Origin of the sequence: Pedobacter ginsenosidimutans (assembly GCF_001442625.1) — a bacterium.
In the GTDB taxonomy this organism is placed as follows: domain Bacteria; phylum Bacteroidota; class Bacteroidia; order Sphingobacteriales; family Sphingobacteriaceae; genus Pedobacter; species Pedobacter ginsenosidimutans.
The window spans coordinates 12169-33736 of record NZ_LMZQ01000042.1; the positions used below are offsets into that span (position 1 = coordinate 12169).

General features: G+C 37.2%; 21 protein-coding genes. 9 read left to right on the forward strand and 12 right to left on the reverse strand.

Features of this window, described 5'->3' with window-relative positions:
* Positions 1–141 precede the first annotated feature (141 nt).
* Together ASU31_RS24190 and ASU31_RS24195 are read left to right on the forward strand one after the other, a co-directional pair.
* Positions 142–1281: a sensor histidine kinase gene (locus tag ASU31_RS24190; RefSeq protein ID WP_057934820.1), complete on the forward strand. Its 1140-nt coding sequence runs from the start codon at positions 142–144 to the stop codon at positions 1279–1281.
* Positions 1282–1469: 188 nt separating this feature from the next.
* Positions 1470–1682 (forward strand): cold shock domain-containing protein, encoded by a 213-nt coding sequence (locus ASU31_RS24195; protein WP_057934821.1) that lies wholly within the window; start codon positions 1470–1472, stop codon positions 1680–1682.
* A gap of 206 nt (positions 1683–1888) precedes the next feature.
* Here the strand turns inward: ASU31_RS24195 and ASU31_RS24200 are convergent, their stop codons facing one another.
* On the reverse strand, positions 1889–2377 hold the full coding sequence (locus tag ASU31_RS24200; protein WP_057934822.1) for a hypothetical protein: 489 nt from the start codon (positions 2375–2377) through the stop codon (positions 1889–1891).
* A 275-nt stretch (positions 2378–2652) separates the two neighbouring features.
* Between ASU31_RS24200 and ASU31_RS24205 the strand changes: the two genes are divergently transcribed.
* Complete coding sequence (locus tag ASU31_RS24205; RefSeq protein WP_057934823.1) at positions 2653–3279, forward strand: hypothetical protein; 627 nt, start codon at positions 2653–2655, stop codon at positions 3277–3279.
* Between the two features lie 39 nt (positions 3280–3318).
* Here the strand turns inward: ASU31_RS24205 and ASU31_RS24210 are convergent, their stop codons facing one another.
* A complete protein-coding gene (locus ASU31_RS24210; protein WP_057934824.1) occupies positions 3319–4212 on the reverse strand; it encodes a sugar phosphate isomerase/epimerase family protein in 894 nt (297 codons plus the stop codon).
* A gap of 36 nt (positions 4213–4248) precedes the next feature.
* Complete coding sequence (locus ASU31_RS27650) at positions 4249–4425, reverse strand: hypothetical protein (RefSeq protein ID WP_157258267.1); 177 nt, start codon at positions 4423–4425, stop codon at positions 4249–4251.
* A gap of 143 nt (positions 4426–4568) precedes the next feature.
* Here ASU31_RS27650 and ASU31_RS24215 point away from each other — a divergent pair, with 143 nt between their 5' ends.
* Positions 4569–5168, forward strand: a complete 600-nt coding sequence (locus ASU31_RS24215; RefSeq protein WP_057934825.1) for a GIN domain-containing protein — start codon at positions 4569–4571, stop codon at positions 5166–5168.
* A gap of 120 nt (positions 5169–5288) precedes the next feature.
* On the opposite strand, the gene ASU31_RS24220 is transcribed toward ASU31_RS24215, so the two are convergent.
* On the reverse strand, positions 5289–6659 hold the full coding sequence (locus tag ASU31_RS24220) for a YeiH family protein (protein ID WP_057934826.1): 1371 nt from the start codon (positions 6657–6659) through the stop codon (positions 5289–5291).
* Positions 6660–6974: 315 nt separating this feature from the next.
* Here ASU31_RS24220 and ASU31_RS24225 point away from each other — a divergent pair, with 315 nt between their 5' ends.
* The gene (locus tag ASU31_RS24225; protein WP_057934847.1) at positions 6975–7370 is read left to right on the forward strand and encodes a DoxX family protein; all 396 of its coding nucleotides are present in this window, start codon (positions 6975–6977) and stop codon (positions 7368–7370) included.
* Positions 7371–7627: 257 nt separating this feature from the next.
* On the opposite strand, the gene ASU31_RS27655 is transcribed toward ASU31_RS24225, so the two are convergent.
* From ASU31_RS27655 to ASU31_RS24240, 4 genes are all read right to left on the reverse strand, one after another.
* The gene (locus ASU31_RS27655; RefSeq protein ID WP_157258269.1) at positions 7628–7801 is read right to left on the reverse strand and encodes a hypothetical protein; all 174 of its coding nucleotides are present in this window, start codon (positions 7799–7801) and stop codon (positions 7628–7630) included.
* A gap of 11 nt (positions 7802–7812) precedes the next feature.
* Positions 7813–8595, reverse strand: coding sequence for a DUF1223 domain-containing protein (locus ASU31_RS24230; RefSeq protein ID WP_157258271.1), 783 nt, complete (start codon positions 8593–8595; stop codon positions 7813–7815).
* Between the two features lie 214 nt (positions 8596–8809).
* On the reverse strand, positions 8810–9571 hold the full coding sequence (locus ASU31_RS24235) for a LytR/AlgR family response regulator transcription factor (protein ID WP_057934828.1): 762 nt from the start codon (positions 9569–9571) through the stop codon (positions 8810–8812).
* The gene (locus ASU31_RS24240) at positions 9552–10571 is read right to left on the reverse strand and encodes a sensor histidine kinase (RefSeq protein ID WP_057934829.1); all 1020 of its coding nucleotides are present in this window, start codon (positions 10569–10571) and stop codon (positions 9552–9554) included. The genes ASU31_RS24235 and ASU31_RS24240 overlap by 20 nt, the downstream gene beginning before the upstream one ends.
* A gap of 475 nt (positions 10572–11046) precedes the next feature.
* On the opposite strand from ASU31_RS24240, the gene ASU31_RS24245 reads away from it, so the two are divergent.
* Both ASU31_RS24245 and ASU31_RS24250 read left to right on the forward strand, forming a co-directional pair.
* The gene (locus tag ASU31_RS24245) at positions 11047–12096 is read left to right on the forward strand and encodes an alpha/beta fold hydrolase (protein WP_057934830.1); all 1050 of its coding nucleotides are present in this window, start codon (positions 11047–11049) and stop codon (positions 12094–12096) included.
* Positions 12097–12146: 50 nt separating this feature from the next.
* A complete protein-coding gene (locus ASU31_RS24250; protein WP_057934831.1) occupies positions 12147–12605 on the forward strand; it encodes an organic hydroperoxide resistance protein in 459 nt (152 codons plus the stop codon).
* A 74-nt stretch (positions 12606–12679) separates the two neighbouring features.
* Here the strand turns inward: ASU31_RS24250 and ASU31_RS24255 are convergent, their stop codons facing one another.
* The gene (locus tag ASU31_RS24255) at positions 12680–13147 is read right to left on the reverse strand and encodes an Lrp/AsnC family transcriptional regulator (RefSeq protein ID WP_057934832.1); all 468 of its coding nucleotides are present in this window, start codon (positions 13145–13147) and stop codon (positions 12680–12682) included.
* 593 nt (positions 13148–13740) lie between these two features.
* Here ASU31_RS24255 and ASU31_RS24260 point away from each other — a divergent pair.
* On the forward strand, positions 13741–14247 hold the full coding sequence (locus ASU31_RS24260; RefSeq protein WP_057934833.1) for a hypothetical protein: 507 nt from the start codon (positions 13741–13743) through the stop codon (positions 14245–14247).
* Positions 14235–14990, forward strand: a complete 756-nt coding sequence (locus ASU31_RS24265) for an oxygenase MpaB family protein (RefSeq protein WP_057934834.1) — start codon at positions 14235–14237, stop codon at positions 14988–14990. The genes ASU31_RS24260 and ASU31_RS24265 overlap by 13 nt, the downstream gene beginning before the upstream one ends.
* A gap of 114 nt (positions 14991–15104) precedes the next feature.
* On the opposite strand, the gene ASU31_RS24270 is transcribed toward ASU31_RS24265, so the two are convergent.
* The 3 genes from ASU31_RS24270 to ASU31_RS24280 are packed head-to-tail and all read right to left on the reverse strand — an operon-like array spanning position 15105 to position 21552.
* On the reverse strand, positions 15105–16838 hold the full coding sequence (locus tag ASU31_RS24270) for a RagB/SusD family nutrient uptake outer membrane protein (protein ID WP_057934835.1): 1734 nt from the start codon (positions 16836–16838) through the stop codon (positions 15105–15107).
* A gap of 17 nt (positions 16839–16855) precedes the next feature.
* Entirely contained in the window at positions 16856–20089 is a 3234-nt protein-coding gene (locus ASU31_RS24275; RefSeq protein WP_057934848.1) for a SusC/RagA family TonB-linked outer membrane protein, read from the reverse strand.
* A 29-nt stretch (positions 20090–20118) separates the two neighbouring features.
* Entirely contained in the window at positions 20119–21552 is a 1434-nt protein-coding gene (locus ASU31_RS24280) for a fasciclin domain-containing protein (RefSeq protein WP_057934836.1), read from the reverse strand.
* Positions 21553–21568: the final 16 nt, after the last annotated feature.

A 21568-nucleotide genomic window follows, 5' to 3' on the forward strand; every position in this document is an offset into this window, starting at 1 on the left:
ATCTCTTTACTCAGTTTTTTTTTAAATACAAATAGTGTTCTTTTAGCTAGTTTTTGAGTCTTCATAATTGTTTTTTTTCGAAAACTAGCAGCGATAGCGCCCTATAACTTTAGTTGTTACACAGATAGTAAATAAGTCATTATGGATAGATTAAAACGGAGCATGGGAATGTTACGAAACTGGTTACATACTTACCGGATACATATAATTGCATGGTCTGTATTTATATTTTGGGAAACCGTTGTGGTTATTTACTGGGTAGGTATGGCCGGTACATTTGGTAACTATGCTATTCATTACACCATTAATATCACCTTCTTTTATACCTATACTTTACTGCTGGAAAAAGCAACAGCATTTCATAACGGAGCACTATGGAAAGTTCCTCTGGTTGTGATATCAACTATCTTGATTTATTTAGGTCTGGTTACTGGTGTAGACATTTTGCTAAATACCTATACTAATATTTTACCTGGAGAACTACCAAGTCTTAGAATCAGAATAGCCAAGGTGCTTTATAGAGGCTCATTTTTCCTTATTTTTTCTACAGGTTATTATTTCTTAAAGCGGTTCATCAGAGAAAAAGCAGAAAAATCCCGTATTGAAAAGCAGCGTTTTCAAATGCTTATTGATAAGGAAAAAATGGACAAGGAACTAGCCATGTCTAAAAATGCTTTCATGAAGGCACAAATTAATCCCCATCTGCTTTTTAACACATTTGAGTTTGTACACCAGAAACTAAGCACCTACTCTCCAGAAGACGCCAAAGTAATGCTTTATCTTTCTGATATGATGCGTTTTGCTGCCAATACCCAGCACAATGAAGGCTACGTATATTTAAGTGAAGAAATTGCACAATGCGAAAATCTGATTGGTTTGCACCGCATTACACAGGGTGCAATTTATATCGAACTTGCCAGCGGTCCTGATCTTGGTGGCATCAAATTAATTCCACTTGTTTTGCTTACTATTTTAGAAAACATGTTTAAACACGGGAATCTTAATGACATAGAAAACAAGGCCACTATAGATGTTTACACCTTTGATGGCAAACTGCGTATCGAAAGCCGCAATATACCCAGATTAGTAAAAAGCAAAGTAGGCTTTGGCTCAGGAATGGACAATATCCATAACCGATTAAAATACGCTTACCACCAAAATGCCGAAATAACTGCAGGAATTGACGAAGAAGGTTTCTATATTTTAAGCATAAGCATTTCCTTAAATGCATTAATAATAGAATCTGAAGATAAAAAAACTGAACAAACTATCCCTCTTTAACAATTAGATTGTTCCAATAAGAAAACCTTCCCTTAAACACATTTTCGCCACCAATAAAATATTATCTATTTCCTCAACTTAATGTAACAAAATTATTACTATATTAAACCTTCCTAATTGACGTTCTATTATTCAGATAAATCTTCATTGAAGAATTAAGTGTAAATCTTAACCAGACAGATTAAAAAATGAGAAAGGGTACAATATGCTATGTAGATCTAAATAGTGGGCATGGCATTATTAAAGATGAAAATGAACAGAAAATTCAGTTCTTTTTAATGGAACTTCAGGAAGAAATCAGGCTCAATGATGAAATTTCTTTTGAAATAGAGCTTACAGCAAGAGGACTTGCTGCAACAAAAATACATTTAGTTAGCACTGCAGAATTAACATCCCAATAGCGACTCAATGAAACTTTGAGGCCAATATTAATCTAATAAAGGAAATTAATACTGATTTAAACCTAATTGACTATCGCTTGTACTAATTGTATATTCAATAAACCTAAAGGATGCTGTAGCAAAATAGGTTTACCGGGGATTTTATATGTGATATTTTAAATAATAGAAATTTAATATGAAGTGAAATCCCTCTTTCCAATGCAAGATTACCACTTCTGAATAGGTGGGTAACTGGATTTTTCTTCCCTGCGGCTAAGTTTCTTTATAAAATCTTCACCAAAATCGTGGCTATAAACTTTAAAATTGATTGCCCACTCATCCTTTATCATGGCAGGTACAAATTTTTCAAACATTTTTTCAAATGACCTGAAATTTACAAAGGGTTTACAGACCACCATGTATTCAGAATCTGAATTCACTATAATTTCCTCAATAAGCTTTGGCCATCTCAATTTAATCTCGATAGGCAAAGTTTGATATTGCTGCCGATCAATAAACAGCCCTATATTTTGTATAAGCGCTTCAGATAAGGAACTGCCTAACAATGTTTTCCATTCCCCATCTTCTTTTACTATCCTTTCCAATACCTGTTCATGATCAAGAACAGTCCATAGCCCACCTCTCGAAAGCTGGATAAGCTGAAAATGCATGATATCGCCATTAGGCAGATTAAAGAAAAAGTCGAGTTCGATCATCAATAATGAGGTGATACTATATATTGCGAAATCAAAAGTATAGAACTATTTCTAAAGCACAAAAAAGCACAACATTAAAAACTTGATTACTTATTTCTGCTCAGTAATTTTTAACTGTTCAGCCAAGCAATTATGTGTGTTTTTTCTTAAAGTTAAATAACTGTTAAATAAAAAATTGATATTTATCATCAAATAAATTCCAAAAACATCCAAAAAGCGTAATATTAAACATACAAAAAGTTTAATTTTAACAATTATACATGTATCTTTGTCGCATGAAAAGTGCCAAACCATCCGCTCTAGTACTCCTTTTAATTACCTCATTATCTTGCTTATCAATTCATGTTCTTGCTCAAAACAAGCAAATAAAACAATCTGATATTTTCGAGAATATAGATAGATTGAACGGAAACGATATGATTGAGCGTTTAGCCGCTCAGCGCAGTGCATTTAACAAAAATCGTTCGAAAAATAGCCTTCCAAAGGCAGAATATATTATCAACAGGAACAACTTAACCCTCATTAGCTTTAATGGCTTAGATTATTATGTAAAAAACAATAGGGTAATAGGTATACAAGGACTAAATCTTTCGGATGAAGTATTGAACCAGATCACAGACAAATTGGTTCTTTTAGACAGCATCCAGTTTAATCACAGTGAGCGGTCAAATACCGAACATTTTAATCCAAATGTCGATTTTCAAAAGATCAGGAATATCGACCGTCAATTTATGCTTACACTTAAAATATTGTCGAGCACAGTAAGAGACATAGCTGCACTTACTAAAAGTGAAAATCCATCTTTAACCGTTGAGAATAACGTTGCAAAAATGCGCTTACCAAATATTGATAAAGCTGCAGAAAAATCAAATATACAATCGCTGGTGTTATTATCGAAATAACAGCATTTATAATCTTATTTCAGTGAGAAAGAGTAATAATTAATCTGCTTTCTTTTCCGAATACACTTCGGCAATCTGAGCAGAAAGATATTTGAAAGCAAGTGGCATTTCGACAGCAGCATTTTTGATGCTTCCTTCCATAAAGATGAAACCTTTATAGTTTATTTTGTGCAAGGCCCTTAAATAAGGCTTAAAATCGTCGCCCATAACACCTGGCAACGACCTGTTTTGTTTTTCGGCAACCTCAGAAAATGCAATCAATGTTCCGGCTTCGATAATTTCATCTGGAGATTCTCCTTCACGCATCATGTGAAATATATCAGCATTAAGCCTGAAATTTGGATGATCAATCTCCCTTACAATTTCTGCAGCAGACTTTAGCGAGGTAATGAAGTTAGTTTCGGTGGTTTCGAGGTTTTCTAACAAAATTGTAACCTTATATTTCCCGGCAATTTGTGCTAGTTTTTTGCCCAGGCTAATAAAATCTAATTTTGCCTTAACGACATTATAATCTGCCGGAATGCTCCTTGCACCCGAACTGCCCAAAACAATAAACTTGATCCCCGCTTGCTGAGCTCTTGAAAGAACAGTTTCGGTATAAGTTAAAACCTTTGTTTCATCTACCTCCGGGCCAGCTATTTTTATATTCGCCGGATAAAAAAGGTTACAGGTTAACACTTTACATTTTGCAGCTTTAATCTTTTTCAAATTGGCACGAAACTGATCATCTGTTAATGCAGGAGAAAGCATCTTCGGAACAGATTCGCCAATCATTTTAAAACCTGAAGCATAAGCTAAACTATCCTGTGTTAAACCTGATACAATACCTAAACGCGGATATACCTGTTTATCTTTATCAGAAATAAAACCACAAAAACCGATGTAGATCAGGCAGATAAAAAAAGCCAGATAGCTAAATTTTGTACTTCTCATATTGTTACTTAAACGATTTGGTCAAAAAATGAAGTCTCAAGCTCCCCTTCTCCTAATTAACTGAACAACTCGCTGGTGAGCGTCTAAGAATTCTTCCTTAAAGATAATATAAAATCTGTCCATTAAGTTTTGTATCAGCAAAATCACAGATTGCGAAGAAAACTGAATAAATGGAAGCTCCTCTGAATCAGATGCAAAAATAATTTCTTCCATTCGGCAGTTTTTAAATCCAGTTCGTCGACAATTTAGCTGTGTTGGTATAATAGCGGCATTTCTACTGCAACGTTTTTGGGGTAAAGGCGTCTTATCTACAAAACATTCACAAAATATTAATTAAAAATATAAACAACAGCATTATGAAAACCTCAATCAAAACCCTAACAAAATCGCTTTTAGCAGCTATCGTTTTAAGCTCTTCTATTTTCTCAACAAGCGTAATGGCTGATGAGAAACAACCAACTAAAGTTTCTGCACCTAAAAACGTGAACCAGGTTATTGTAAGTGGAAATGTAGAAGTTACGTTGATACAAAGAGAGAAAGAAGGCATTAGCTATAATGATGACAATACTGGCAAAGTAAAAGTAACCCAGGATGGATATGCATTAAAAATAAGTTCAGAAGATAAAGAAGTGGCCAAAATTACCCTTTATGTTAACAATATCTACAGAGTTAAGGCATCAGACAATGCTGTTGTAAAAACACAAGGCAAATTGGATGTTAAATATCTTCAGGTATTTTTAAAGGGAAATGCGGTTGCAGAAATCAATTCTGATACAGAGAGTTTATATACCGTAATCGAAAACAATGCCGACCTAAAACTGAGCGGTGCTACTGAAAAACATACTTTGGTAATGGGTAGAACACCAAAATTAAACCTTGATAGATTTGCTGCACTAACAACAGAAATGAGTAGCCCAGATACAAATGCATTGCAAACTGTTGCATTGGCTAAATAAGGAAAAGAAAAGAACAAAAAAAGCGACACTTCTGTCGCTTTTTTTTCGGAAAGAAATCAGATCTCTACCAAGGTTATTACCAAAGCCTTTTGAAGGATCTTCTTAAACCCAATTCCTCACCTATTTAAAATCAGGTATAGGAAATAGGTACCCGCCAAACAAAATATACGACCATAACAAGGTCCAGAATATGTTAAATATTTGTGCTGTAACAAATGTAAATGCGGGTTTACCGCCCTGAAGTTTTACCAGTGATGAAAATTTAGCTTCCATACCGATCGAAATAAATGCGATTGCAAACCACACGGTGCGTAAGCCGTTTAAGGTTGGTCCAACGCTTTTTGCAGTTGTGGGTGATAACAGAAAAGAAAACACCAAAGATGCTGCTACAAAACCCAATACAAATTTTGGGAACCGCTCCCACACAATTTTCAACCCCGGGCGTTCTGCTTTAAGCTGCACGCCATCTTCACCTTTAGGTTTTTTATAGGCCCACCATATTGCAATAAAAAAAGCGGCCACACCAATAAAAACATTTTGCGAAAACTTGGCAATAACACCTGCTTTAACGGCTATTGGTCCAACCAGATCGCCTGCAGCAGTAACGGTTGCTGTTGTATCTAAGGTACCGCCCAGCCATGCCCCACCAATCACCTCAGGTATATGAAAATACTTTACCGCCCAAGGCAGAATAATCATCATTGGGATAGCCATAATCAGTACCAGCGTGGTTACGTAAGATAATTTACGTTTATCACCATTAATAGCTCCAGCAGCAACAATTGCTGCAGAAACACCACAAATAGATACTGCTGAGGCCAATATTACCCCAAATTCATCATCTACTTTTAACTTGCGGCTTAACCACATCGAAAAAAACCAAACTACAGTAACAACAATAACAGCCTGTATTATACCAGGTAAACCAGCCTTAATCAAATCGGCCGATAAAATAGTGGTACCCAATATAACCAAACCTGTTTTAATATAAAACTCAGACCTTACTGCTTCTTTTAGCCAAGATGGCAACCTGATCAGGTTACCTAATGCGATACCGATAAGCAATGCAAACACCACATATTCTAACCCAAAATAGGATACACTTTTATTGCCTCCGATAATAAAAGAAACGATAGCTAAAAAATAGATGAGTGCAAAACCGCCAGCAAACCGTACAACATTGCCACCTGATAAACCTATTGCTATTGAAGCTAAGGCCAGAAAAACTACCCCCATTTCAACAATTAACAATAAGTTGGATGCTGATAATATTTTACCCAAAAGGTCTTCGCTGGTTGCCCATTTAAATGCAGGTAAACTTATTACAGTACCATTGTTAGTTAAAAAAAGTACGGTAACAATAATAATCGTTCCCAATATAACTGCCCACCAATCTTCGGTAAGTGATTGTAAAAATGTTTTCTTATCCGGGCTTATCCCAGCATCTGTTAAGGCTCCAGTAGTATCGGTTGCGTTGTTTCGATTCGACATAGTTGATTAATTTATGATGTTAATTTGATTTCAATTCTAAAAATATTGATGGATATGATTAATAAACAGTAAATGAATACCCAATATCGAACTAAAGTAAATATTCAAGAGGATTTTATCCGTAACAAATATCTGACTTCACCTACACATTTTTATCAATAAGCCCTTTAAGTTAAAAACGTATCGCAAACCAATAGCTTAAAATAAATTCATTCAATTGTCTAATTCAGGATTTAATTTGTCTGGTTCAGATCCATTCAACTGGTTTTTGGACACTTTATGCAACATTTTTGGGCAATACTTAAAAAAAATATTATGACACTTAGAACGACAAAAACCATTTATTGGATCGGCGCCTCACTAACTTCGTTATGGTTTGGCACCAGCGGAGTTTGTGAACTCACAAAAAACCCTATTGTTTGGGACATTACATTACAGCTGGGATATCCAGCGTACTTTATTTATGTACTTGGTGTTGCTAAATTAGCCGGAATCGCAGTTCTACTAATTCCCAACAAATTGTTAAGGTTAAAAGAATGGGTATTTGCAGGGATATTCTTTGATATCATTTTTGCATTCTGCTCAAAACTAATTGTGATTGGTCCACTGGCCACTATTGATGCCATTATAGCATTGGCTATCGTTACAATAACCTATCTGATGTTCCAAAAACTTTATCCTACCAAATATTCAAATTTAACTGCTATTTAAGATTTGAATAAATTCTAGTTAAATCAGTATCCACAAAAAGAGCGCTAGTAGCGCTCTTTTTTTATTAGTGATAAATTTTACCGGTCCAAGATCGGCAATCTACACAACAGCTAAACATCCAAGGCTGTGAACGCGCTATTAATCTCTTTGTTTGATGCTAAAGCACAGCGCGAATTGTTTTTAAATAGAAAAGTCGCCAAATATATAGCGACCTCCTAACGAATTAACATTGCTTATGAATTGCGACTAGATTTATGTTATACAACTGGCTCATTCTCCAGTCCTTTCTGTTTTTTCTTTCCGATGCTCTGCACCATTTCACATTGCTGTGGATTTTTTTCAAATGGAGGGCTAACCAGAAAAAGTGTCGACATTAAGCTTGCCAATCCAACCAATAAACTGTTGGTTGTGGTATTTTGATGATTTTCCATGATAAGTATGATTAAAAAGTTGTTGATGCATTTACTGCTGAAATTGCGCCTGTTATTTTATGTTGAACCATTCCGATTACTTCCCATTTTTCAGCGTTGCTACCTTTAGGGATATTTAGTACTGCAGTTCCAGATTTTGCATCTTTTAGAGACAGTGTTAAGGTTTTCCGCACAATTTGAACATGAGATAATTTAAGGCCTGCATTCTCCCCACGCTGTACATGGGTGCTACCGCCCTTTTGTACCAGTGCAAAAAGAAGATCGTCGCTAGCCTGAGTATCTTTGGTTTCATAATTTATTGTCAATTCCTCTCCATCTCTCTTGGTATCGAAGGCTAAACTGGCTGTATACTTTTTATTCAGAAGCTGTTTGTTAATGGCATTTCTCACCTCGCTTTCATTAGAACCTATAAATTCCTGAGCGCCGTTAATAACCAATTGAGGGGTATAAACCTGTGCATTTAGCCAGGCACTATATTTTTTTTGCCTTTTTGTATTTTCCGGACTTCCAAAAACATCCTTCCAGCCTAAATTATCAAAATAATCGACGTGATAACCAAGTACATACACCGGTTTCCCATTAGATTCTTTCTCTATTTTAGCCAGCAGTTCTTCTGCCGGCGGACAGCTTGAACATCCTTCTGACGTAAATAATTCCAAAACGGCAAAGCCTTTTCCATTAACGGGCTGCTCTATTTTTTTTTCTTGTGCAGATCCTACCCAAATAAATGCGCTAAGTGCTATTACCGCCACAATGACCGCATTTACGATCGCTATTCTTTTTAGTGTTTTCATAATTTCTATTCTTTTTTTATCAAAAATAAGCGGGTAGTATGCCTGAAATTCGGTGAAAATAGCTGAACCGGACAAATTGCCGGAAGAGTTAGACAGGAAGCCGATAAGTAAGACAAATTAGCTACGAGCATGCCCTAAAGCAAAAAAAGCCAGAAACAGATATCCGTTTCTGGCCAAGCTTGTTACCTAATAGCAGATAAACATGGGTTTTTCTTTACCTGTCTTCCATCCAGGAAAGAAAAGCAGGTGTTTTTTCCTTATTGATCAGCAACTTATCCGGAGTTTCAATCACCAGTTTAACAAACAATTTCCTTAAGAAATAATGTTCTATTTCTTTAATGGCTTTGAAGTTCACTAAATATTGGCGGTTAACCCTGAAGAACTGTTTAGACGATACCAATGCCATAATCTGATCAAGAGATTGATTTAATGCAAACTCTTGTTTATCGAAGCACATAATGGTTGAAGCATCATTTCTGATATAAAAGAAAGCAATATTTTCGGTTTGAACGGTGGTATATTTCTGATTTTTAAACACTAAAAAGCTCTCTTTTCCTACTGGACTGCTCAATTTTGTCAATAAATTACTTAAATCGGGGATTACCTTTTGCTGAAAAAAATTCTGAAGGCCGTCTACCTTTTGAAAAGCGTCCTGAATATCTGTTTTGGAAAAGGGTTTTAATACATAATCTACTCCATTGCGTTTAAAAGCTTCTAACGAGTACTCATCGAAGGCTGTGCAGAACACAATAGGGCTGTTTACCTTAACCTGTTTAAATATTTCAAAACATAATCCATCTGCCAATTGAATATCCATAAATATCAAATCGGGCTGTGGCTGTTCTGACAACGCTTTTACAGATCCTTCGATACTCTGGTACTGCCCTACTATTTTTACATTGGGCCTTAGGCTCAAAATTATATTTTCGAGTGATTTAGCTGTTTTCAGCTCATCCTCAATGATGATGATGTTCATGAATTAATGGGAGTTTAATTTTAAAAATTTGGCCATCGTTAATAATTTCGATTGGTTTTTCGAGAAGATGCTGGTAGCGCAACGTGATATTTTTTAGTCCAACCCCCAACGAGTTGTTATCGGCTGTTTTTAACCGGATAGGGTTTTCCAAAACAATTTGCCCATCTTCGGCATACAAGCTGATATGTAAAGGTTTATCCAATGAAACAACATTATGTTTGATACAGTTTTCGATTAACAGCTGCAGCGTAAAGGGAGGAATTAAGGTGTGCAATATTTCTTCATTTAAGGTAGAAGTAAAACTAAAACCACCATCAAATCTTGCCTGTTGCAAAAATAAATATGCATTGAGTATTTCCATTTCTTCCGAAACATGAATCAGATCTAATTTACGGCTCTCGAGGGTATATCGATAAAAATTAGAAAGCTTAAGGATAAAATCGACAGCCTCTTCGTCGCCAATTTCTACCATAGCCTTTAGTGTATTGAGGCTATTAAAAAGGAAATGAGGATTAACCTGCTGCTTCAGCAATTCGTACTGAGCGCCTAAACTATCGCTTTTGATTTTCTCCAATTCCATATTCACCTGTTGATTTTCGTAATTTTGCTGTAACAGGTGGAGAAACATATAAAAAATTAAATTGATCAATATTCCCCTTACTTCAACCATCAACATTACCGGACCGAAATTAATGTGCGAAAGGATCAACTGCTGAATCCATGCCAGGCAAAGCATAACGCCAATACCAATTAAAAGACTTTTAAATAACCTGGAGTAGGAAATCCCTTGTTTGTTGGGCCTGCTGCTTTTTAGCGACAGCATGTAAATATTCAAATACCACATCAACAAAGCAAATACTGAAGTAATACCCGCATTAACAGCGGCTTCGGCAGTATTAAAATGGTGCTCTGCAATTTGCGGAACAGAAGATAAAAGTCCAAGAAAAATAGAACTTACCCAGATAATAGCAGGCGAAATCTTTAAAGGGTTTTTGGTCATATCAGTTTTTAGCCAGGCTAATTAGGTGGGTTGGGATAATCAAAAATAATATTTTTTTAAATATGATGGCTGCACCACCTGTATCTCTTCTTTTTTCACCTAAAGTAACCCCGCAAATCTTATAGTTAAACAATTTTAAGCCTGAACCAGACAGATTTGGCGCTTAAGTAGACAATGCCAGGTTTAAATCAGCACAAGAATTGTGTTTTTTATTTCGGTAAGATCCCTGTTTCGTTAAAGTAATTAGCGAAACGCATAAAAGGCTAACAATAAAAAATGCATCAACACGATAGCCAACCCAAAATGAAGACCATTCCTTTGAATTCAATTATTGTCTTACTCAGGGCTAACAATGTATAAGTCAAAACCTAATCTGTCTATTTCATCCCGAAAAGGCTAATCGCCTCTTTCTATCCGCATTAATTTTGACATACTTAACAGAATAAAATATTAATCATCAACAAATTTTAGAACTATGGAAAATCAAAATAATTATAGCCGCCGACGCTTTTTAAGTGTAGCTGCTTTAACCGTGGCAGTTGCAGAACTTGGGGGGTTAAACCTTTTGAATGCTAAAGAAATTACAAAAAACAAAACCAACAATAATAAAACGCAAAGCAATACATCTTTCGACACGATAAAACAGATTCATGCAGGCGTGCTAAATATGGGTTATGCAGAAAGCGGCCCAGCGGATGGCAAGCCCATTATACTGTTACACGGATGGCCCTATACAATTCATAGTTATGCTGATGTAGCCGCCTTGCTTTCTGCAGAAGGATACCGGGTAATTGTTCCACACCTTCGCGGCCATGGCAGTACACAGTTTCTTTCGCCAAAAACGCCAAGAAACGGACAACAATCTGCTATTGCTGCAGATATTATAGCCTTAATGGATGCCTTAAAGATAGATAAAGCAGTAATTGGCGGCTTTGATTGGGGAGCAAGAACGGCAAATATTATAGCTGCATTATGGCCTGAGCGCTGTAAAGCAATGGTTTCGGTAAGCGGATACCTCATTGGAAGCCAGGAGGCAAACCAAAAACCATTGTTGCCAAAAGCTGAATTATCATGGTGGTATCAATTCTATTTTGCAACTGAACGCGGCCGTTTAGGATATGAAGCTAACCGAAGAGATTTTGCTAAACTGATCTGGCAAACCGCTTCTCCAGAATGGAAATTCACTGATGCCGTTTTCGAAAAATCAGCAGTTGAATTAAATAATCCAGATCATGTTGCTATTGTAATTCATAATTACAGGTGGAGATTGGGACTGGCGGAAGGGGAAGCGAAATATGATAAACACGAAAAAACACTAGCCACATTTCCAGCAATAACAGTTCCGACCATTACACTCGAAGGCGATGCCAATGGCGCTCCACATGGCAATCCAAGTAATTATGCAGCTAAGTTTAAAGGCAAATATGTGCACTACAATCTTAGTGGTGGCATTGGGCATAATCTCCCTCAGGAAGCACCTAAGGCATTTGCAGATGCCATTATTCAAGCGGCAATGATGGCCTAATAAAACTACTCATCTTAAAAATTCAAATATTCGCAATAAAATTTAAAAAAATGGAAAATCAAAATGTAATCGAATCAGCAAATACGTTGAATGTAGTCATCAACAAAGTGCTTTATACTGGAAAAGTTCATGTAAGCGGTGGCCGTGAGGGCTTCGCAAAAAGTAGCGATGGAGTGCTTGACACCGCACTATCATCTCCAGGCAGTACAGGAAAAGGAACCAACCCTGAACAATTATTTGCTGCAGGCTGGGCTGCATGTTTTATTGGTGCAATGAAACATAATGCCCCTCAACTTAAAATTGCACTTCCTGTAGATGCTGCAATTGATGCAGAAGTTGATCTGGCCTTGGCCGATAGTGGTTTTAACCTTCAGGCAAGGTTAAATGTGGTTTTACCTGGGCTTACCTACGAAGAAGCAAAAACAGTGGTTGAGGCGGCGCACCAAACCTGTCCATACTCTAAAGCTACCCGTGGTAATATCAATGTACAGATCAATGTGGCTATATAAGCTATAAAAATCAAAAAAGCACTCCGGATTTAAAATCTGGGGTGCTTTTTTAATTTATAAATTTAATGATCTTACTATACAGGTAAAGCGGTTTCGCGTTTAGCCTGTGTAATTACAAGTGAACTGTTAAGGGTGCCTATATTATCCAAACGACCAAATTTATTAATTAGAAAATCGTTGTAAGCGATCATATTTCTTGCAACAACCTTTAGCATAAAATCAAAGCCTCCTGTTGTATGGTAACATTCCAGCACTTCATCGAGTTTGCTTACCTCCTGCTGAAATAACCGGAAGGCATTAACAGAATGATTGGTAAGCTGAACCTGTAAATAGGATATCATACAGTTCTCAAATTTATTAGGGTCGATCAATGCTACTACGGAAGAAATAAATCCTAAACGTTCTAAGCGTTTTACACGTTCCTGAATGGGTGATTTTGACAAATGTAGCATAGCAGCCAGTTCCTTATAGGTTAGCCTTGCATCTTTTTGTAATAGTGTTAAAATATCTCTGTCTGTTTGGTCAGGGGTGTATAATTCCATTATAGTGGTTAGTCTATTTATTTCTTTTCTAGGCTTAGTTTATAATGAATATCCAAATATATAAATACTCTCCGTTAAACCCTTAAGCGGAACATAAAAAAAAGAACAAAATTTTGGTAAAAAGTATAATTAAAACTACCCACAGAATTAAATTCCGAAAAAGCCTATTCAACAGGACATTTTCCGTATTTAGCAGCCACCTTCGTTTTAATTGTCAATCCGACAGATATTTGTTTAACGAATGAAACAACTGCTAGCCAGCAGTGCGTTGATTTAGTTTAGTTAATGATAACAAGAGCGCCAGCGCGATGCTGGCTCTTTTGCTTTTTAAATCATACCATTGTCAGGTGTAAACTCGCAGCAAATCGCCTCCCTGCTCCGTAATCTTTAAGTGCAACCTATCTTCTATTTCCAATCTCAATACAAGAAGATAAAAATTAATCATATCGAAAATCTTTAACTTTTTTTGGAATATTCAATTTTTAGCATTTACTTTGAAACACAAAGCACTTTATAAAACATAGAAATGTGAGGCGATTTATTCCATCAGACTTATAATCACTTGCAAATCACTGTTATTTAATCAGCAAGCTATGAATACGGAAGAACAAAAATTAAGGTTACACTCCAAAATATACGTCTGCACAATCATTGTAGGATTGGCAATAAGCGGATTAACCGCTTTTCCGTTAGAAACCGAAATGGCCTATCTGGTTAAACACAGTGCAATTTTACCAGGTAGTCTTCAAATATGGATTGGAGCGGTTTATCAGGCCCTTAAAGCGACCAGCCTACACTATCCATTTTTAAGTTATGGCACCGATTGGCTGGCTTTTGCACATATCATGTTGGCGGTGCTTTTTATCGGCCCATTAAAAGATCCTGTCAAAAACAAATGGGTGATCGAATTTGGTATCATCTGCTGTATCGCGATTATTCCATTGGCCTTAATTGCCGGAAATATCCGTCACATTCCAGTATTTTGGCAAATGATAGACTGTTCTTTCGGCATCATTGGCATTATCCCGCTGATACTATGCCGCATTAACATCAAAAAAATTGAAATATTAGAAGAGCATTATGGATTATGGACTTTGTAGACAAACATTCTATCGTAAGGAAAATATGGGGCAATACAGATGTTGTTCTTTTTATTTTTGCTGGCGCAGCAGCAGAATTTAGCCTGAATAAAGCTGTTGATTGGTTGTATTTTACCGGCAAACTGCCTAAAGATCCACTGGGAAGATTGTTTTCTACTGTTGCCTATGCGCAAAAAATCGTATTTTCTACTGTAACTGAAGCCAATGCAGCGATAGATCAGATTACTATGATCCATCAGCATGTTGAAGCTGGAAGAAACACTAAAATTCCAGACTGGGCCTATAGAGATGTATTATTCATGCTGATTGATTATTCCATCCGCGCCTTCGAAGTGCTGGAAAGAAAACTCACTTTAGCAGAAAAAGAGGAAATATTTACCACTTTCTATCAAGTTGGATATCGCATGGAAATAAACGGACTTCCTATTAATTTTGTGGCCTGGCAAATGATGCATGAACAACAGCTACAGGAAAATTTAATTTATAGCTGCTTTTCTCATGATCTTTATGATCAGTACAAAAAACATCTGGGTGCGCTGAGGTATTTACTAATGCGAAAAATACAAGCACTCATCGTTCCAGTTAAAGTGAATGAATTACTTAAACTGGGGGAAGGAAAACCCATTAAACCAATACTTACTTTATACAAAATAAGCAGGAAACTGAAGCTGAATAAACCATTAAGAAATTTAATTCTCCCGGCAGCTTACAAGGCACAGATTTTGAGCCTCGAAGCTTTTTAATAGCAAAAAGAAGTTGTATACGCAAATGTAGTTTTGTCATCCTGTCCAAAGGAGTCCTTTGGACAGCATTTGAGGTGAAATCGCCATTATGATACAACTTCTTATTTTATTTTTCTATTTCCAATCAAATGGCAGATACCAGTTGGCCGGATCCATTAATTTTTGTCTGGTTAGGCTTGCATTAGGATTACCTGCTTTTAACAGCTTTTGGTAAATCCGATCTGCTAAAAAGGCCGGATTGTTCTGTCTGCGGGCAATACGGACCAAGTCAGGCCAGCGGTTACCTTCAAAAGCAAGCTCCAATGCGGCCTCATCAATTAATTTGCCTTCTAAGCCAACCTTATCCGTCTGGTAACTTACATCGATGGAATTTACTACTGCCCTGCCTCTAATGCCACAGTTACGGTACCAGGTACCTGAAACATCGTTATTTTTTCTGGCATCGAAATAATAAGGTGAAGTTTGCGGATAAGGTGTAATCATGGTATTTAACTCTGCGACGGAAACAGGTGCCTGGACACCAGCTGTAAACGTGCCTACGTAATAAGTGTTTCTAATACCTGTGTTTAGCAATGCCCAGCCTAATTTGGTCTGTCCATCTCTATTGGCTGCCTCCGAAAAACGAAGGTGCAACAAAGGTGCCCTGTAAATGCCCCACTTACCGCCATTGTCTGTTAGTTTGGTAATTTCATCGCCCATGGCAGAAGCATTGAACGATAATTTACTTCTTGGATCGAAGGGAATACCACCATAGGTAATTTGGCTGTTCCAAAGATCTTTTATGGCTTGTGATGGCTTAATCTGATAACTTTTTAGCGGTGAACACAAATCAATCATTGGGTTTACAGGCTTAAATGCTGTATTGTAAGGCATAGACCAAAACCATTCTGAACTCCACGCACTTGATGTTGTTGGCAAGCCAAAAATAGCCCTCCAGCCTGCATCTAAACTATTAATTAAACTGGTAGGATCTTGTCCACTTCTGCTAAATAAGATGGCCAAATTAGCATAGGCAGGATCTCCGGAGTTATTGATCTTATAAAAATTAAACCTGAAGTTATCATTCCCGTTATTGTTTTCGGCATTCATCAGCTTGGCATAATTTTCTGCCGCTTTAATGTAATTTCCCTTCCACAAATAAAGATCGCCTAACAGAAAGGCTTTAGAAGCAAACAATTTTTGGGTACTGTTAGCATCAATGGTAACCAGCAAGGATGTTCCTGTTGGATAAGCATAGGCTTCCTTATATGGCAGGCTCTCGTTAAAGGCAATTAATTTATCCAGGAGCTGGTCAAATGGTGTTTTCGGATAATTGGCCAAGTTTTTTAAATCATCTACTGTTTCAATCGCATCAGTAATATAAGGTATGCTGCCATATTGAATGCCTAAATGCAGATAAATCCAACTCCTTAATGTGGCAATATCTGAGTAGCGTTTGTTGTAATCATCAACACTCATCCGGCGATCATCGACCATCATTTTAAAGTTTTTGAGCACATCGTTACAATTCACAATCACCTGATAATATGGCCTTGGATCAACATATTGGTTGTTTTTTGTTTCGGTATGTGCTGACAGTTCCTGCAAGTCGGCACTTGATTTGGAGGTAACATCCATTAAATCACCACGCAGTTCGTTCTGCAGGATATACAGTTTTTCCAGTCCCAAAAATTGGCCATAAATACCGATAACCGCTGCATCTGCATCAGATACTGTTTTAAAAGCATTTACACTATCCAATTTATCTTCGGTTGGTACGTCAAGCATTTTTTTGCAAGACCACGAACCTGCAGATAAAATGCCCAATAGTAAAAGGGATGCGATTTTTTTATTTAAGTTCATTTTCATGAGTATATCTTTCTTAATTATAATCCAACTCTAACGCCTAGTTGAAACGACTTGAACTGTGGCTCAAGTGTGGTATCTACACCCTGGCTAAATAAACTTCCGGAGTTACTAAATTCTGGATCATAGCCTAAATAATTGGTTATAGTAAACAGGTTATTAGCCGTAGCATAAATTTTTGCGTACTTAATGGCTTTCAGTTTTAAGGGTACATTATAGGTTACATTAACGGTTCTCAAACGTAAATAGGAACCATCTTCTATCCAGCGGTCAGAAAAACGGGCATTCCCTACCGGATCGCCATAAGTAGCTTTTGGCACCGATGTAACTTGTCCATCACCTTTCCACCTGTTGCTAATATTTGGTGTTTGGTTGTAATAAGTACTTCCAGATTCTAGCTGTGCCCTGGTATAATTATAAACGTCGTTACCGCTAACAAAAGTGATTAAAGCATCTAAACTCCAGTTTTTGTAAGTGAAAGTGTTATTAAAACTCCCAAACAAATTCGGATTAGGATTACCAATAATAGTGCGGTCGGCATCGTCAATTATTTTATCGCCATTGCTATCGGTAAACCTTACATCGCCACCTGTAAATGGCACCAGTGCTCCTAAACTGTTGCGACTAGATAAACCTGAGGCAGCGGCCTCCGCATTGGTTGCAAAAACACCATTGGTTTTATAACCGTAAAACTGATTGGCTGACTGACCAACCTGGCTGATATAAGCACCACCTGCATAACTGGTTATAACTGAATTTCCACCAGGTAAACTAGTAATTTTATTGGTTGACGTACCGATGGTTAAACCCGCATCCCATTTTAATTTTTCATTTAGAATCCGACCGTTTAAGGCTAAATCTAAACCATTTGTCTGCATGCCACCATTATTGTTGATAAAAGAAGCAGTACCCGTAACAACACTCAGCAATTGATAGCTTAACATATTTTTGGTGCTGTTTCTCCAATAATCTAAACTGATGCTTAGGCGTTCGCTAAAAAAGGAACCATCAATACCAGTATTAAACTTGCGAACGGTTTCCCATTGTAGATTGGGGTTAGCAAAATTGCCGGTTACGATACCTCTGATGCCCAATACATTTTGAGAGGTATAATATTTCCTGGCGGTATAATTCCCTACGTCATCATTTCCAACCAAACCATAGCTCATTCTTAATTTCAAAAGGTCAACGCGGTGTAAATTGCGCATAAATTTCTCTGAAGAGATTACCCAGGCAGCACCAACGGCCGGTAAAACGGCATAACGGCTTCCATTAATCCTCAAACCATCATCGAAGTTTAAGAAACCCTGATCGGCCTTTGCACCAAAACGTGAAGAACCGTCAACAGCCATCGAAAAATTAACGAGGTATTTATCAGCGTAGCTATAATTAGCAGACAGATAATTGTTTAGCGTACGCCATTTCCCAATATCACCACCAAATGTTCTAAAAGCAGCATTACTGTTCCCAATGCTGATCAATTCATCTGTTGCAGAATTAAAACCCAACGCATAATCCTGTTCGCTTTCGCTCTGTGAATAGCGTGTACCAACAATTGCATGTAATTTACTATATGAACCGAAAGATTGATCGTAAGTTAAGCGCAGATCGTTAAACACATTAAAAAACCTGCCTACCTGTGTACCTAAACGACTATCGCCTACATAATTGGAAAGCGTATCGTTGGTTACCCCTTTTCTTGGAATAAAAAGTGTTTCCTGTGTTTTATCGTAAGTTACACCACTTAGGTTAGATAGTTTAAAGTTTTTATTGAAAGTAAAATCGAAATTGATGTTTCCATAAAATCGATAAGCCTTTTTTAAATTTTGTCCTTTCTCGATTAAAGCTCTTGGATTACTCACCTGTAAAGTATCATAATCCGCTAAATTCGGTGAAACTGCCCCAGTCGAATTTATTTCATTCTTGGCCATAAAAGGCGATTTAACCAAAGCTAAAAACAGTGGGTTGGTTACCGGAGCAATTCCCTGATCTTTTAAACGCTGCTCGGTATAGGTAAATGATAAACTGGTGCTTCCCTGTAGTTTTTTAGTCAGGTTTAAATCACTGTTAAAGCGCGTACTATATTTTAAATTATCGGTGCTATCAATTACGCCCCTATCTCTGGCATAAGCAGCAGAAAGTGCGTACTTGGCAATATTATCACCTCCGGTTACCTTTAAAAAATAGTTCTGATCGAAACTGCTTTTTAATACTTCATTCTGCCAATTGGTTTCGTTGTGGTATTTAAAATAATCGGGATTGGTTGGACTATCGTTCATATAAGGTTTTGCGGCAATGGCACTATTGCTTAACCCCTGACTTTTTAAAATATCGGAAAGATATAACCTATAATCAGAAGTCCCCATTACAGGTAAGTTTTTAGGTTTGAAATTAAAACCTGCGTAACCAGAAAAATCGATATTGGTAGCCAGATCGTGTGCACGGTTAGTGGTAATTAATACGACTCCATTTGCCGCTTTTACCCCATAAGTTGCTGCCGAAGCTGCATCTTTAATAATACTGATGTTTTCAATATCCCGAACATCGATAAATTGAAGCGGGTTGTTAACATGACCTTTAATGAGCGATGTACCGTAATTATTAGCATCGAAAATCATCCCATCAACCACATATAAAGGCTGATTTGTAGCGTACAAAGAGTTAAACCCTCTGATGAGCACATCGGCGCCTACTCCGGGCGTTCCTGAGCGCCTGGTAACTTTAACCCCTGCGGCCCTGCCCTGAACATAACTCATTACACTTTCAGAATTACTGGCCCAGTTACCTTGCAAACTCACATTACTGATGGCGGGTATTGCCCTTGCCTGAGAAATTGTGCCTGTTGGTGTAACTACCTCATTGTAAACAGAAGTAAATGATAACGGGTAAAGTTTGGTTCTGATCTCTTTGTCTTTGTAAACTGGTAGTACCTTGGTTTGGAAACCATTACCCGAAATAATAATACTAGCCTTGTAATCAGGTACCACTACGGTAAATCTTCCTTTTTCGTCGGTAATGGCGGCGTTAAAACCAGTAACTGTAATATTAATCCCCACTAAAGGCTTGTTGGTATTCCCATCGAGCACAATTCCCCTTATTTTTTCACCCTTAACTGCGCGGGCCTTTACTTTTATGGTAGTGGTATCTGTTTCGGTTTTCATCGAATCTACTTCCTGTGCCTGTGCGGCTAAGCCAAACACCAGTAAGCAAAGCAATATGCCCCAAACTTTTTTTATCGTTGTAAAATTATACATAGTATTTTTTTTGAAAGCAAGATTCATAATTAAGGTAAAACTGGTTCGAAGCGGAGATAATCCAATATGAGTGTACTTACATTTACATTCGTACTGTTTGCAGCGGTTAACCTCACCTGAAAATTGCCAAACTGTGCTGGCGTATATTCGCCTAAGTAAGTTTCGTTATAGGTTAAGGGATTTACCAGATGGGTATAAAACAAAGTATAACTTACTGTGGCAGGGTTAAAAAAGAAATAACGCTGCATAAATGCCGCCACCTGCGGATCGCCCGGTAAACCAGAAATGGCTCTTGCGTATACTTTGTATTTTACAACCGGCAAATTGGCTTTAGAATAAAATATTCCAAATTCGGCATACTTGTGGTCGTAAACCTCAATGTCGTTAAAAGTTTTTCCTAAGTTATCGAGTTTTGTACGGTATAAAAGTGTTCGTGCAGCGCTAACAGCCTGTGGTTTTTCACCCTCTATTTTAAATTCAGGTATTTTATCCTTCAAACGGAAAGGAAGCGCATTTACCACATGCACCATCCCATTACTGGCCCGGTAGGAACGGATAATATTAGCCTTATTGATCGGCACTTTTACCCCTTGTAAAGAAATAAGTGTATCTGGTAACTTTTCAATTGGATAAACGCCTTTTATGGTTAAATCTTTAACCAGAAAGTAGGAAGCATTCAAATTCGGATTTACACTTGGGTAATAGGTTGAAAGTTTTGTTGATTCGGCTGTAAAAGCGGCATCCTGCAATATAAAATAAGTGTATTGCTGACTCTCGTCTCTCAGATCTGCTACATTTACCCAGTACGTATTTCTGGATATCATTGGCGGATTAGGGGCAAAAATAGGATTACCTAATGCGTTATATCCAATTACAGTAGCGTTTGCGGTATCGATAACGGTAATTGATAGATTATTAATGTAGTTCTTTTGCAAAGCACCATCAGTACTGCTGAGCATATAATCCCAAATATTCTGTTTGGTTGGAACAGCCTGATCTACAGTATACAATACCCCATTTTTCACAAACTGGCCAGCAGCAGAAACGGTGCCTTCTTCAAATTTAGTGCTGGTAAAAACACCAAACTTATTATTAAGCAATTTCAACCTTGTGGTATCGCCTTCTTTGTTTAATGGGAAAGTAGATAATGCAATATGGTTGGCAACAAAATCTTTTAATTTTGCAGGATCAGAAACAATTGCTGCATCCAAACTGGCTAAAGCCTGATTGGTTGGTGCCCAAACCGTATAATTTTGCGCACCTGCAAGCACCTTATCATAACCTGTAGTTTTAACATAACCGTTAAAAATACTGAGGTTGGCCTGGGCATCGAGCTTTTGCGCAAGATCTAAGCTGTTATCTACATTGGTAAGTTCGTTATGAAGTTCCAGGTTATCTTTACAGGAATATAAAACTGTACTGATACTGAGCAGAGCAACGTATATTATATATTTTCTAGTCATTATTTATATTTTTAGT